Source organism: Caproiciproducens puteiluti, assembly GCF_052442865.1.
Lineage (GTDB): Bacteria > Bacillota > Clostridia > Oscillospirales > Acutalibacteraceae > Caproiciproducens.
In genome coordinates this window covers 2,739,722-2,754,462 of record NZ_CP194790.1, presented here as the reverse complement: position 1 = coordinate 2,754,462, position 14,741 = coordinate 2,739,722, and the positions used below count along the sequence as shown (strand labels likewise).

12 protein-coding genes are annotated in these 14,741 nt (G+C 52.8%); 8 read left to right on the top strand and 4 right to left on the bottom strand.

The annotated features are described in order from the left end of the window. Positions 1-57 precede the first annotated feature (57 nt). The 3 genes from ACRQU7_RS13385 to ACRQU7_RS13375 all read right to left on the bottom strand — a co-directional run bounded on the left by ACRQU7_RS13385 (position 58) and on the right by ACRQU7_RS13375 (position 3,668). Complete coding sequence (locus ACRQU7_RS13385; RefSeq protein ID WP_444641348.1) at positions 58-882, bottom strand: TIGR03943 family putative permease subunit; 825 nt, start codon at positions 880-882, stop codon at positions 58-60. After that, positions 882-2,450, bottom strand: a complete 1,569-nt coding sequence (locus tag ACRQU7_RS13380; protein ID WP_444641347.1) for a permease — start codon at positions 2,448-2,450, stop codon at positions 882-884. Before ACRQU7_RS13380 ends, ACRQU7_RS13385 begins: the two co-directional genes overlap by 1 nt. Positions 2,451-2,675: 225 nt before the next feature. Continuing rightward, complete coding sequence (locus ACRQU7_RS13375) at positions 2,676-3,668, bottom strand: YeiH family protein (RefSeq protein WP_444641346.1); 993 nt, start codon at positions 3,666-3,668, stop codon at positions 2,676-2,678. Between the two features lie 202 nt (positions 3,669-3,870). Here ACRQU7_RS13375 and ACRQU7_RS13370 point away from each other — a divergent pair, with 202 nt between their 5' ends. From ACRQU7_RS13370 to ACRQU7_RS13345, 6 genes are all read left to right on the top strand, one after another. Next, positions 3,871-4,752: a LysR family transcriptional regulator gene (locus ACRQU7_RS13370; RefSeq protein ID WP_444641345.1), complete on the top strand. Its 882-nt coding sequence runs from the start codon at positions 3,871-3,873 to the stop codon at positions 4,750-4,752. A gap of 187 nt (positions 4,753-4,939) precedes the next feature. After that, positions 4,940-5,884, top strand: a complete 945-nt coding sequence (locus tag ACRQU7_RS13365) for a helix-turn-helix domain-containing protein (protein ID WP_444641344.1) — start codon at positions 4,940-4,942, stop codon at positions 5,882-5,884. A 117-nt stretch (positions 5,885-6,001) separates the two neighbouring features. After that, complete coding sequence (locus ACRQU7_RS13360; RefSeq protein ID WP_444641343.1) at positions 6,002-7,798, top strand: ABC transporter ATP-binding protein; 1,797 nt, start codon at positions 6,002-6,004, stop codon at positions 7,796-7,798. Next, complete coding sequence (locus ACRQU7_RS13355) at positions 7,788-9,524, top strand: ABC transporter ATP-binding protein (protein WP_444641342.1); 1,737 nt, start codon at positions 7,788-7,790, stop codon at positions 9,522-9,524. The genes ACRQU7_RS13360 and ACRQU7_RS13355 overlap by 11 nt, the downstream gene beginning before the upstream one ends. Positions 9,525-9,678: 154 nt before the next feature. Next, positions 9,679-10,377 carry a 2'-5' RNA ligase family protein gene (locus ACRQU7_RS13350; protein ID WP_444641341.1) on the top strand — a complete coding sequence of 233 codons (699 nt, stop codon included), beginning with the start codon at positions 9,679-9,681 and terminating at the stop codon, positions 10,375-10,377. A 5-nt stretch (positions 10,378-10,382) separates the two neighbouring features. Then, entirely contained in the window at positions 10,383-10,829 is a 447-nt protein-coding gene (locus tag ACRQU7_RS13345) for a low molecular weight protein-tyrosine-phosphatase (RefSeq protein WP_444641340.1), read from the top strand. Positions 10,830-10,909: 80 nt separating this feature from the next. Here the strand turns inward: ACRQU7_RS13345 and ACRQU7_RS13340 are convergent, their stop codons facing one another. Further along, the gene (locus tag ACRQU7_RS13340; RefSeq protein ID WP_444641339.1) at positions 10,910-12,277 is read right to left on the bottom strand and encodes an FAD-binding oxidoreductase; all 1,368 of its coding nucleotides are present in this window, start codon (positions 12,275-12,277) and stop codon (positions 10,910-10,912) included. Positions 12,278-12,526: 249 nt separating this feature from the next. Here ACRQU7_RS13340 and ACRQU7_RS13335 point away from each other — a divergent pair, with 249 nt between their 5' ends. Both ACRQU7_RS13335 and ACRQU7_RS13330 read left to right on the top strand, forming a co-directional pair. Then, positions 12,527-13,255, top strand: coding sequence for a nitroreductase family protein (locus tag ACRQU7_RS13335; protein WP_444641338.1), 729 nt, complete (start codon positions 12,527-12,529; stop codon positions 13,253-13,255). A 106-nt stretch (positions 13,256-13,361) separates the two neighbouring features. Next, positions 13,362-14,567, top strand: a complete 1,206-nt coding sequence (locus ACRQU7_RS13330) for a YibE/F family protein (RefSeq protein ID WP_444641337.1) — start codon at positions 13,362-13,364, stop codon at positions 14,565-14,567. The last annotated feature ends 174 nt before the right edge of the window (positions 14,568-14,741 follow it).

Below are 14,741 nucleotides of genomic sequence, written 5' to 3'. Positions count from 1 at the left end.
TGTCATGGGATTTTTGCCGGCGTCCCGAAGCCGGTGCAGCCGCCGTCGGGCGCTGCGTCAATAGGTGAAATAAATATACTCCTGCTTCGCCTTTTCCGCTTTTTCGATTTTGGTCACGTAACAGACGGGCATCGTCTGCCCCTGGTAGTTTTCAATCTTGATTTCCCCGGTCACCCAGAGCCATTCTCCGTCCTGATACTGGGAAGCCGCGCTGCTGCGGCACAGAACCCCGCAGGGCTGCAAATCGGCGGCACAGCAGACCATGGCGTAGCGCGCCGGGACAAATTCGCTGGCTCCGAACGTGTTCATGCGGAAAACCTGCCCTTTCATCTTCAGGGTTTTTCCCTCGTACTTTTTCATGTTTTCATTGATATCCTGATACCAGCTTGCGAACTGTTCGTCGGTGACGGTAATGATTCCGTTTTCGTCCTCTCCGGGCACGTTGGAGGAAGGGGAGGAAACCTCGATCCCAATATCGTCTTTGCTGGTTGTGGTGTCCGGTATCACGGTCCCTTTGTCCGGCGCTGAGGAAGCGGGGTTTTGTGCGGCAGCGCTGCTGCTCCGCGTACTTCCGGCGGAAATTCCGAAGGAAATCGCCTGACTCTGGACCGCTCCCACCGGGATCAGGACCGCGGTGAGGATGGGAATCACCAGAATCATATTTTTGAGCGGTCTGGCATTGTGTTTCGGCGTTTTTGAGTAACGCAGCATAACGACGCCGATCAAAAACAGAAAGGCGGCGGCAAACCACAGAAACCCGAACAGCCGGGGATGAATATAGTTGGAAGCCTTACCCGAAATCAGCGCAAAGACAAACAGGACGGAGAGCGCCATACAGATCAGCGCCTGAAAGATCAGTTCGGAATTCGCTTTTCGTTTCATTATTTGCCTCCTATCAGAAAAACGGAAAACAGCAAAAAGACGGGGTAAGCAATCGTCAGCAGAGTACAGGCCAGCCTTACGATAAAGCTCTTTTTGAAATTGCTGCCCAGCATCAACAAGTTGGAAAGGTCAAGCATGGGACCCATTACGATAAAGCCCATGACCGCCGCCATAGGAAAAATATTCAGAAAGCTTCTGCCGATAAACGCGTTGGAGGTGGAGCAGACCGACATAAAAAAGGCGGCCAGCAGCATCAGCAGCAGTGGAAGAATGATCCGGGAGCCCGTATTGCTGAAGTAGGAAACGGGAACCACCTGCTGCAGCACGGCGCATACGAAAGCACCGGCTACAATATATTTTCCCATCGTAAAAAATTCCTGGCCGGAAATCAGAAGCACCGACTCGGCTTTTGCTGCCGCGCCGCTTCCCTGTACATTGACCGTCGCCACGGAGCAGGAGCAGGACGCGGAGGAAGAGAGAAAGACGTCTTCGGTCCGGACATGTGTCAGATTCAGGACCAGACCCGCGAGCAGAGCCACCACCGTCCCCAGCAGGACGCGGTACAGCGCGTATTGCGGCTGCCCCGGGAACGCGTAAATCGTAGACAGGATCGTGATGGGGTTCATGGCGGGGGCCGCCAGCATAAAGACCATGGCTTTTGATAAAGGGACGCCCTTCTGGGTCAGCCGTGAAGCGATCGGAACGATTCCGCAGTCGCAGATGGGGAAGAAAAAGCCGGATACCACGGCCAGCGGGTACCCCAGCCACTTATGGCCGGTAAACATCCGCACAAGGGTATCGTCCGAAACAAAAACCTGTAAAAGTCCGGAAACAAAAGAGCCGACCAGCAAAAACGGTACGGCCTGCATCAGAATGCCGATGAAGATCATGTTGATGCTTTTTATATAAGGAGGCGCGTTCAGAAAGAAATGGATGGCAAGGAAATACAGGGCGACCAGCGCAACTGCCGTGCCCATTTGCTTTTTTTTGCGCAGGCTGGTTTCTTTGCGTACTTCCTCCGGCTTGAGGACCCGTGCGGCGTACTGTTCCGCCGTCTCCTCCGTAAAGCAAAGCTCCGCCGTGCGGTTGCAGCTTTTTACCGTTGCTTTCAGCGCGTCGGTATCCCCGCCGCAGCGGTTAAAAAAGACCGCGTCCGCGTTGCTCAGCTGGTTCAGCATCATGCTTCCCGTGTTTTTCATATAGAGGGGAAAGGTGGAAGCCTCGGCGCAGAAGAGAACCCGGTCGATCCGGTAATCCGCCGGCAGCCGCACGCGCAGCAGCTGCTCAATCGGCCATGTCCCGTTGTACTCGATCAAAATGAGGTCGGGGTCAAGCTCTTCCTTCATTTTGCTGAACAGCCTTTTCCGTATTTTTTCCGGCTGTTCAATCTGTGCCAGAACAACGTCCTTATTTGCCATTGCGGAAGCGCGGAATTCGGTCAGCCCTTCTTCGCACTGGAGAATCACAATCCTGCGGTACTCTTTGCAGTATTCCTGTTCCAGTATCTTTTGGATCAGCGTGGTTTTTCCGCTTTCCAGAAAGCCGCAGATGATTTCAATTTTCGTCATCTTCAGAGCCCTCCGCGGAAATTCTGTTTGCGGAGCTGCCCGCGTGCTGTTTTAATCATGATACTTTCCTCCGCACAGAATGATATGGTCACAATATCGGGAAATAGAAAGTCCATATGCAAATGATTTTCATTTACACATGGACTTATTGTAATAGCGGTTTTCTGTTTTGTCAAGCCACCCGGTCGGATGCACAGGGTGGATGGACGAAGTGCGGATGCGGTTTTATACCTGAAGAATAAAATGCTGTACCGCCAGAGAGGTGACCGAAAGGACCGCCCAGCAGAGAAAGCCGAGCAGAATCGGTCTGCCGCCGCTCTTTACCAGCTTTACCAGATTGGTGTTCAGCCCGATTGCCGCCATGGCCATCACAATGACAAATTTGCCCGCCTGCGATAAAGAGCTTCCCACTCCGGCGGGCAGGGGCAGAAAGGTGTTGGCGACAGAGGCAAGAATGAATCCCAGCACGAACCACGGGAAAATTTTTGTGATGCTGTAGCCCCCCTTCCTGCTTCCGGCTTCCTTTCTGCCGGTATAAACCGCCAGCACAAGCGTAACGGGGACGATCATCAGCGTTCTGGTCAGCTTGACGATGACCGCCAGATTGCCCGCCGCGTTGCTGAACGTGTACCCGGCGGCGACAACGGAGGAGGTGTCGTTGACCGCGGTACCCGCCCAAAGGCCGAAGCTCTGGTCGCTCATGCCGAGAGCATGTCCCAGAAAGGGAAACAGGAAGGCGGCGATGACGTTGAACAGAAAGATCGTCGAAATGGAATGCGCGACTTCGTCGTCGTCCGCGTGAATGACGGGCGCGGTTGCCGCAATCGCCGACCCGCCGCAGATGGCGGAGCCGACCCCGATCAGCGTTTTGGTGTTGCCCTCCAGCTTTAAAAGCTTACCGGCAAAATAGGCGGTCAGAAAGGCCGCCGTAAGCGTAAAGGCCATTAACACGAGCGTTTGCTTCCCGACCTTAAAGACGTTGAACAGGTTCATTTCAAAGCCCAGCAGGATGATGGAGTACTGCAGCAGCTTTTTGGAAGTGTAGCCGATGCCGTCGTTGAACTGCCGCGGCCTTTTCCAGAAAGCCAGCAGCATGCCGAACAGGATACCCAGAACGGGGCTGCCCACAACGGGAATGATTTTTCCGATCAGCCACGCGGGGATGGCGATCACCGCCGTCAGGGCAATGCCCGGCAGCTTTTTGAGCAATGTTTTCATTTCATTCTCTCCTTCGCCGTTTATCATACGCCTTGACTGACGATTAGTAAAATATTATTATCTTATTGATACTATTAGAAAATGGTTATGATTACAGCAATTCCATTTCCATTTGAGAGACAAAATGTTCCTCCCCGCCCTTGACAGGGGAGGAACACAACCTTGCTGCAGAACCAGCTGAAAAAGCTGTGGAGGAGAAAATATGACGTTAAGGCATTTTAAAATCTTTGTCGCGGTCTGCGATACCATGAATATGACAACGGCGGCGGAAAGGCTTTTTATCTCTCAGCCCGCGGTCAGCCAAGCGATCGCGGAGCTGGAAAACCACTACGGGGTCCGGCTTTTTGAACGGCTGTCGCGAAAGCTTTATCTTACGCAGGCCGGGCGAAAGCTTTTGGGCTATGCGCGCCATATGATGCGCATGAACGCCGAAGCGGAAAACGATATGAGGGCTCTTTGTCACAACGAAACCGTCCGCCTCGGCGCGAGCGTCACCGTCGGCGCCCATGTCCTGCCGGAAGCCGTTTCAAGGTTCCGGACAATTAATCCGGCGGTAAGGATGGAAGTGGTCGAGGACAATACGGCGAAAATAGAGGATCTGATTCTGAAGGATGCCGTTGACCTTGGACTGGTCGAGGGCGAAACCGTTTCCCCGGACATTGTCAGCCGCGCCTTTATGGACGACGAGCTGGTTCTGATCTGCTCTCCCCGTCACCGTTTTGCCGCCTGCGGCGAAGTCGATCCGCGGGAACTGGGAACGGAAAATTTTATCATCCGGGAAAAAGGAAGCGGGACACGAAAAACCTTTGAGGATAAAATGGCCGAAAACGGATTTCCCTGGGAAGCCGCCTGGACCTGTAACAACGCGGATACCATTAAAAACGCCGTGGCGGCGGGGCTGGGCGTTTCCGTCATCTCCGCGCGGGCCGTCCGGAATGAAGTGAAATCCGGACTGCTGTGCCGCAGGGATGTGAAAGGCATCCGCTTTCAGAGGCGGTTTAAACTGATTTATCATAAAAACAAGTACCTGACGGAGGCCATGAGGAATTTTATGTCGATTCTGGAGCAGGGGCCGGAACCATAGGCCTTTCAGAATTTTCTTGTATTTGAGGTTAGCATATGCTAACATAAAACTACATCAACCATTTCAGTTTGCAAGACAAAATATGTTCCTCCCCCCACCGAAGGCGGGGGAGGAACGTGACCTTGCTGCAGAATCAACTGGAAATGCTGCAAATTATTAAGATTGTTCCTGAAAGCGGGGGAATGCGATGGTATCGAGAACAAAACAGGCGTTTGGTCCGGAGGTAAGCATGGAGTCCCAAAGCGGAATCCGGACGGTTTACCGTGTCGGGTATGAGGACGGGGAGGGGACCATGACGCTCCTGAGTCTGTTTCCGGGAGTGGACCTGATTTTGAATGATTTTTCCACGTTTCATTGCTTTCAGTCCACGTCGCCCCAGCCCGGCATGATGGAAATCAATCACTGCCGGAGGGGCCGCTTTGAATGTGAGTTCAGGCGCGGTACCTATGCTTATATGGGAGAAGGGGACCTCGCGGTCAATATGCTGGAAAACGCCGCCAGCGGCAACTGTTTCCCCCTTAAAATGTATCAGGGCGTCTCCGTCTTTATGGACCTTTGGGTCGCCGAGAAATATTTTGAAGCACAGCTGTCCGGCTTCCAGATTCATCTGGACGGACTGCGCGAAAAGCTTTGTCCAGAAAACCGGTGCTTTGTTCTGAAATCCCCGGAACGGATACAGCGGATTTTTGACGAAATCTACCGGGCGGACTGGGAAATACAGGCGGGATATCTGCGTCTGAAAACGCTGGAGCTGCTTTTTCTGCTGGCAGATCTGCCGTCCTCGCCTTATGAAACAGTCCCTTATTATGACGCGAATCAGGTGCGGAAGGTAAAACATATCCGGGACCACCTGACGCGCTCCCTCGAAAAGAACATCACGCTGGCTCAGCTGGCGCGGGAGCACAAAATCAGCCTGACAGGCTTAAAAAACTGTTTCAAATCCATTTACGGAAAGGGCGCTTCGGCTTACCGGCGGGAATACCGCATTCAGACCGCTGCCGAGCTGCTGCGCGACAGGGCGCTTACCGTAGCGGAAATCGCGGGCCGGGTGGGGTACGAGAATCCCAGCAAGTTTTCTTCCGCTTTTAAAGAAATCATGGGGATGAGCCCCTCGGAATACCGCAATAAATAGCTGGCCTTTTGGAGCAGCCGGGGCTTTTTGGAGTGGAAATCCCTTTTTGCATCTTTTACAATAGCTTGTAGTTAGCGTACACTAACCGAACACTTTGTATATTGAAGGAGGAAATTTATGCATAAGCAAAAAACGGGGATTCCACGGCTGCTTGAGTTTGCGGGGAAGTACAAAGCTCTTGTTGTGACGGCCTGTGTCCTGTCGGGAATCAGTTCGGTATTTATGCTGCTGCCGTTCGTCTGCATTTGGTTATGTGTCCGGGAGGTTCTGCGTGCTGCTCCGGACATGTCCGCACTCGACGGCGGCAGCCTTGCCATGTACGGCTGGTGGGCGGTGGCCGCTTTCGCGGTGGGCTTCGTTCTCTATTTTGCGGCGCTGATGTGCTCCCATCTTGCGGCGTTCCATACGGCCAGAAATATGAAATCACAGGCCCTGCGGCATCTGGTCACGCTTCCGCTGGGCTTTTTTTCGCTGAACAGCAGCGGAAAGCTGAGGAAAATCATCGATGAAAACTCCGGTCAGACCGAAACGTTTCTGGCGCATCAGATTCCCGACCTGAGCGGGACTGTTGTAACGGCGGTGACCATGCTGGTCTTATTGTTCGTATTTGACTGGCGGCTCGGCCTTATCTGCCTGATTCCTATGGCCGCCGGATTTGTGATTCAGATGAAAATGATGACCGGGGAATCCATGAATTTTATGAAAGTGTATCAGGATTCTCTGGAGGAGATGAACAATGAGGCGGTGGAATACGTCCGCGGGGTGCCTGTTGTAAAGGTGTTCCAGCAGACCGTCTATTCCTTCAAGAGCTTCTACAGCTCTATCATGAAGTATAAAAAATACGTCTCCGCTTACGCTCTCTCCTTTAAGAAAGCGATGAGCGCTTTTACCACCATCCTGAACGGAACCTTTTTCCTTTTGATTCCGGCGGGATTCCTTTTCGCCGTGTATGCGCCGGACATCCGCCTGTTTCTGCAGAACTATATTTTTTATCTCCTGTTTACTCCGGCCTGTTCCGCTATGATCAATAAGATCATGTATATGGCCAGTTATAAAATGATTGCGGAGGAATCGGTGCGCCGCATTGATTCCCTGCTGCAGGAAAAACCGCTTCCGAAGCCGGACATGCCGAAAATGCCTTCCGGGTTGCAGATCGAATTTTCTCATGTTTCCTTCACCTATTCCGGTTCGGAAATCCCGGCTCTGAACGACGTCAGCTTTACCGTCCCGGCCGGCTCCACGGTCGCGCTGGTGGGTCCTTCCGGCGGCGGAAAGACCACGGCTGCCAGCCTGCTTCCCCGTTTTTGGGATGTAAATGCCGGAAGTGTCAAAATCGGCGGAGCAGACGTGCGTGATATCGAGCCGGACGTGCTGATGAAGCAGATCGCGTTTGTCTTTCAGGATTCCCGTCTATTTAAGGATACTGTTTTCAACAATATCCGCGCGGCGAAGCCGAACGCCGCTGCGGCGGAGGTGGAAAGGGCCGCCCGGGCGGCTCAGTGCGGCGATATTCTCGAAAAGCTGCCGCAGGGCCTGCAAACAGTGATCGGGACCAGGGGTATTTACCTGTCCGGCGGCGAACAGCAGCGGATCGCTCTGGCGCGTGCGATTCTGAAGGACGCGCCGATTATCGTTCTGGATGAAGCCACCGCTTTTGCCGACCCGGAAAACGAACATAAGATTCAGGTGGCCTTTGAAAAGCTGACGAAGGGAAAAACGGTGCTGATGATTGCGCACCGGCTTTCCACGGTGAAAAACGCGGACGAAATTCTGGTTCTGTCCAATGGCGCAATCGAGGAAAAGGGTCGGCACGAAGAGCTTCTCGAAAACGACGGAATGTACGCTTCGCTGTGGCGTGACTATCAGAGCTCCGTTTCCTGGAGCGTCGGCAAGGAGGTTTCCTATGTTTCGTAAGATATTTGCCCTGAGCGAGCAGGGCGCCAAAGACCTGAAAAAAGGGATCGTCGCCAGCGCCGTGGCCGATATCAGCCTGATGCTGCCGGTCGGCCTGCTGATCCTGACCCTGCAGGAGCTCCTGAAACCGCTCTTCGGCGGCTCTTCCGATACCGGAAAGGTCTGGAAATACACGGCGATCGCCGTGGGGCTTCTGGTTGTTATTTTTATTCTGCACTACATTCAGTACTGCAACACCTATGTTTCCGCATACGAGGAAAGCGCGAACCGCCGGGTGACGCTTGCGGAAAAGCTGCGGATGCTGCCGCTCTCCTTTTTCGGACAGCGCGACCTGAGCGCGCTTACCATCACGCTGATGGGCGACTGTACGGAATTGGAGCACACCTTTTCCCATGCGGTTCCCCAACTGTTCGGGTCCGTTATTTCCATTGCGCTGGTGGGAATCGGGCTGTTCGCCATGGACTGGCGGATGGCGCTGGCTACGCTGATCGTCCTTCCCGCGGCGCTGATTGTGACCGTCGGGAGCAAAAGAATTCAGGATAAATGGGGGACTAAGAAGGTCGATATCAAGCTGGCCGCCGCCGACGGTGTGCAGGAATGTCTGGAGACTGTCCGCGATATCCGCGCGTGCGGGCGGGAAGAGGAATACCTTTCGGCGCTTGACCGTAAGCTGGACAGGGTCATTTCGGCTTCCATCCGTTCGGAGCTGATAACGGGTGTTTTTGTTTCCTCGTCCCAGCTGATTCTGCGGCTTGGATTCGCCATCGTTATTTTAGTGGGGGCCAACCTGCTTTCGCAGGGACGGACGGACTTTCTGACTTACCTGATCTTTTTAATGACGGTTTCCCGACTGTATGACCCCCTGTCCGTCTGCCTGATGCATCTGGCGGAAATATTTAACGCGCAGATCCAGATACGGCGTATGAAGGAACTGGAAAATCATCCTGTTCAGGCCGGAAGCAGCCGGTACAGCCCCGATGGATACGACATCGTATTTGACCATGTGGGATTTTCCTACAACGACGGGGAAACGGTTCTTGATGATGTATCGTTTACGGCTAAGCAGGGGGAAGTTACGGCCCTGATCGGTCCCTCGGGCGGCGGCAAGAGCACGGCTGCCAAGCTGGCGGCCCGGTTCTGGGACGCGGACCGCGGGAAAATAACGGTCGGCGGCGTCGACGTGACCGGGGTGGAGCCGGAAACGCTTCTGAAAAGCTTTGCCATCGTCTTTCAGGACGTGGTGCTGTTCAACGATACGATCCTCAACAACATCCGTCTGGGGCGCAAGGGCGCGACGGATCAGGAGGTGTACGCCGCAGCCAAAGCCGCCAACTGCGACGAGTTTATCCGCCGCTTCCCCGACGGGTACCATACCGTGATCGGGGAAAACGGCTCCACCCTTTCCGGCGGGGAACGCCAGCGCATCTCCATTGCGCGCGCGTTGCTGAAGGACGCGCCGGTCATCCTGCTGGATGAAGCGACCGCCTCCCTCGACGTGGAAAACGAAACCCAGATTCAGACCGCAATTTCACGTCTGGTCAAGGACAAAACCGTGCTGATTATCGCACACAGGATGCGGACCGTCGCGGGCGCGGACCATCTGGTCGCGCTGGACAACGGCGTCGTGGCCGAACAGGGAAAGCCGGAGGAACTGATGAAGCGCGGAAAGCTTTATCCCCGTATGGTTCAGCTGCAGCGGCAGAGCGCGGAGTGGACCTTAAAATAGCAAAAGAATTTTCATCAATGAAGGGGCCGTTGCAAAATGGCCCCTTCATTGACTCACCGAAAAAACGGGGTTATAATTTATTTATGGAGACAGAAGGGGTACACAGCCTCTGGGTATGACGATTAAAAAATGATCCAGATTTTGAGGTGATCGGATGGAGCAGGCCTCCCTTTATTCGGAAATCGCGGAGCGGGGTACTGACTGCATCCGGAATTCCAAAGAACAGATTGACCCCTGGCTGAAGCACCCGGAGGACGACACCCGCAGGGGCATCGCCCTGCTGATCCGTATCCCCGATGAAGCGAAGGAACAAATTTTGCGGATGGAGCAGGCGCTTCGGAAGGCGGAGCCGGATCAGTACTATTACCCGGCGTCCGATTTTCACATTACCGTGCTGGATATCCTTGCGGCAAAACCCGGCTTTCCCTGTACCCATGCGCTGGCGGAAAGCTACGGCGGGGTTTTGGCCGAGGTCTTATCCCGGTTCCAGCCGTTTTCCGTTTCGCTTCGCGGAATCATTCCCAGCGAGAGCGCGCTTCTGGTAAAGGGATACAGTGAAGAGACGCTTGCACAAATCCGCCGGGCGCTGCGGAACGGACTGCGCAGCCATCACTTGGCACTGGATGAGCGCTACGAAACGGTCTCGTCCCATATCACCTTTGCCCGATTTATGGAACAACTGCAAAACAGGAGGGAACTGCTCCGCATTCTGGAGAAAAACGCTGAGCGAGGGTTTGGGCGTTTTGAAGTGAAGAGCCTGCAGCTGGTTTATCACGACTGGTACGATTCCAGAAAAACTGTTCTGGCAGAATACAGTCTGCAGATGCTGCAGAAACAAAAAATAATGGAGTGAATATAGTGCCTAAAATACTGTTTGTCTGTCACGGCAATATTTGCCGCAGCCCGATGGCTGAATATGTTTTAAAGCATCTGGTCGCCCAGAGAGGACAAAAAGAGGATTTTACCATTGCCTCTGCCGCGACCAGTACCGAGGAAATCGGGAACCCGGTTCACCGCGGCACAAAGCGGAAGCTGAGCGAGGCCGGTATTTCCATGGACCAAAGGTCGGCTGTTCAGCTCCGGAAATCCGATTATCATACATACGATTATCTCATTGGAATGGACAGCCACAATATCAGAAATATGCTGCGGATTCTGGGCGGCGACCCGGAAAAGAAGGTGGTCCGGCTGCTGGATTTTACCTCCTCGCCGCGGGACATTGCCGATCCGTGGTACACCGGTAATTTTGATATTACCTACAATGATATTATGGAAGGCTGCACATCCCTGCTTGAACAAATGTAAAGGCGGTTCCCGCCGCATGATAAAAACGCTCCCCGGCATATGCGGGTGAGCGTTTTTCTGTGGTACGGATTTCTCACACTTCAATGGCAGTGAGGACCGGTATAAAAAGGAATAATGCTCTGCGGAAACTGAAAAATGTTGTCGGGGTCATATTGATCCTTTATCTCTCTCAGTCTTCCTGCGTTCAGCCCGTAGTAGGCGTCCAGATAGTCCCTGAGTCCGCTGTAGGGGAAATTCACATAAGAGCCTTCCGTCACACTTTTCAGGTAACGGAATTGCCTGTTCACCCAATCAAGATTACTGTTTTCATATTTCGGATTGGTCCATACGGATTGTATCCCGATGATATATCCGGCGTCACGATAGAAAAAGGCTGTCTCCCGACTGCTTTTTTCCTTCACCTTTCCACCCAGTGCGTAAAGCGTCAGCGCGCTGTACACAGAGCCCTGCGGGACTTCTTCAAGCAGATTTGTCACCCGGTACACTTCACTCTCATTGAACGGACGTATCACAAAGCGGCCGGTGGATTTGAACATCTGGGAGCTTGGATAGCTGTTCCCGATGATGGTGACGGCTTCCAAAAAGGACATTTCCTCCATGCTTGCTTCATTTTCTTCCAAATCCGTAAACGGCTCCATAATGACACGTGCTTCCTGTGAAGCTCCGTAGAAAATGCCCCTGAGGTAGATGGCGAAGCCTTCCTCCTGCGAATGATAGATGCTGGCAATCAGTGTGATCTTTTCATCCGCCTGTGCAAGCCATCTCTGCCATGTTGTCAGAAATTGTGCTCTTCTCGCCTCGACGGTATTTTGATAATATACTTCCACAAACGTTACGCGGCTGATTTTCGGCGGCAGACGAAATGTCATGGATACAATAACGCCGAAGCTGCCGCCTCCCCCTCCGCGACATGCCCAGAAGAGGTCCGGATTGCATTCGCTGCTTGCGGTTAAGATTTTTCCTTTATAGTCGACGAGTTCCAGTTCGACCAGACTGTCGCATCCCAGTCCGAAACGTCTGCAGGAAAGGCCCCAGCCTCCGCCAAGTGCGTAACCGCTCAATCCCACGGTGGGACAGGTTCCGCCGGGGAAAGAATACCCCTTGGAAGAGACATACTCATACAGCTCTCTGTTGCTGACTCCCCCCTCTACGGTAACTGTGTTTTCATGGATGGAAATAGCCTTCATACGGCTGACGTCAATGATGAGAACAGAATTCCCCGTAGAGTATCCTTCGTAATGGTGCCCTCCGCTTCTGATTCTGAGAGGAACGCAGTGCTGTTCGGACCACAAAACGGCATTTGAAACGTCAAGTTTATTATAGCAATATACAATGATTAACGGGTATTTTTGAATAGCCCGGTTCCATTCCTGCCGGTCTTTCTGATACTCAGGGCCCTGCGAGGTTACGACTTCTCCCGTTAATCCGGAAAAATAACGATCGTTCAAATGAAACCCTCCTAAAACTGATAGTCTGTCTATCCACTTTAGTAAGGGAACCCGTTTGGTGAGTCTTTGTACCCGTCAGCGGAGCGCTAACTTCGGTCGCGATGACGGGCGGCCTTTTCGCAGGCCGTAAAGCTGTCCTTTCGCCCGATCGTTTGATTCTTAGAGGACATCGGGAAGAATTCGCAGCGATTTCCGGAGAAGCCCGGCGCAAATGTGCTATAATAAGCACAAATACCTGTCAGGAGGAAAATGAGATTGGAAAACGAAGTTTTAAAACAGCTGGGGGAGAGAAAATCGGTGCGGGTCTTTGAGAATCGGGAAGTCTCTCAGGATGTGAAAAACGAAATCATTGCCTCGGCGTTTGAGGCGCCTACGGCCGGAAACATGATGCTGTACACGATCATCGATGTGACGGACAGCAAGCGTAAGGAGCAGTTATCCGTCCTTTGCGACCATCAGCCGTTTATTGCCAAAGCCCCGGTCGTTCTGGTCTTTGCGGCGGATTATGACAAGTGGTATAAAATGTTCAGCGCCGCTGGTCTGTCCCCCCGCAGGCCCGGACCCGGCGACCTGCTGCTCGCCTGCTCCGACGCCCTGATCGCCGCGCAGAATTCCGTAACAGCGGCTCATTCGCTGGGGCTCGGCTCCTGCTATATCGGGGATATTCTGGAAAACTGTGAAAAGGTCCGGGAACTTCTTTCTTTGCCCGAATATACACTCCCGGCCGTCATGGTGGTCTACGGATATCCCACTCAGCAGCAAAAGGAAAGGGGAAAGCCCGGACGTTTTGCAAAGGAACATATCGTTCACACGAATTCGTACAGGGAAATGCAGCCGGAAGAACTGCTCCGTATGTACGGTGATAATGGCTCGCGGGAGAGTCTGGAGGCTTTCTGCAAAAGAAAATATATGTCCGATTTTTCACTGGAGATGAACCGGTCCGTTTCGGAGTATCTGAAAAATTTCATGGACCGCTGAAAATTTTATATTGAAAAAAAGCGGCGTCTGACAAATGTCGCGTAAAATCAGTTACATAATTTTTGCCTCGTGGTCATACAAATTGATAACGAAGGTGATGATGAAGATGTACAAGCAGAACAGGACCGCTTATCTTTTTGTTTTGATTTTATCCATTCTGTTTCTTTACGGAGGCAACCGCATTGCGGAACAGCATAAACTCAGCATCATTGTTCAGAGCAGGGATTCGGAATTGGACGATCAGGTTTTTGCTCAGGTCACAGCCGTAAACAGCACCCGGCCGGATCAAAACGATTCCACAAGAAAAATCGTAACGTTTACTGCAAAAATCACAAGCGGACAAAACAAGGGTGAAATGGTACAGGCTACCCAATATTCCTATATCGATAATCCGACAATGCCCCCCGCGGTCAGCCAGAACAACAAAGTGGTCCTGGGAAAATTGACGCAGGACCAGAGTACGGAATGGGTGTTCGAAAATTATGAGAGAATCGATCAGATCATCCTTTTATCCGTTATTCTGGCGGCGCTGATCCTGATTTTCGGCGGAAAAAAGGGAGTGCATACCGTCATTGCCTTACTTCTGACCTGCCTGTCCGTCTTTTATGTTTTTCTTCCGATGATTCTTGCGGGGTTCAATATCTACCTCTGTACGGTGCTGGTCAGCGTCTATGTCATCTGTGTGACGTTCCTGCTGACGGGCGGGATGAACCGGAAGAGCCTGGCCGCGGCGCTGGGCTGCATCGGAGGGGTCGTTTTCTCCGGAGGCATTTATCTGGTGTTCAACCATACCATGAAGCTGACCGGTTTTTACAACGATCAGTCTTCCCGGCTGATGGAGCTGTTTGCAAACCAGCCGCTCAATCTTCAGGCGGTCGTTTTCGCCATGGTTACCATCGGAGCGCTTGGCGCCACCATGGACGTGGCGATGTCCATCGCTTCTTCGCTGGTGGAAATAAAATCAAACAGAGGCAGCCGTATTTCGCGGTATATCCTGATAAAATCGGGCCTGACCATCGGGCGGGACATTATGGGGACCATGATGAATACGCTGATCCTGGCTTACGTCGGAAGCAGCCTGGTCACTCTCATCATTTATGCCGCCTCTGATTATCCGATTATGCAGCTTGTGAATCAGGAGGAAATCATCGTTGAGTTCCTGCAGTCGCTGGTTGGCAGCCTCGGCATGCTTCTGACCATTCCGTGCACCACCTTTATCTCGGCAATGGTTTGGTCGGAACCGGGAGCACCGGAATCGGCGGCCCAGAATCAGCGCCGCGGCGGCCCTTCTGTGCATAAAAGGATATCTTGAATTTCCGGCTGCTTGTATTTGTAAGCGGCCATCAGAAATTCTACAGCAATTCCATTTCAGTTTGCGAGGCAAAACACGTTTTTTAACTCGGGACAGGAAGAATTTGTATATAAAGAAAGCCCTCTCAGCAGGAAAAAACTGAGAGGGCTTGAAATTCCGGGAATATGTTTATGG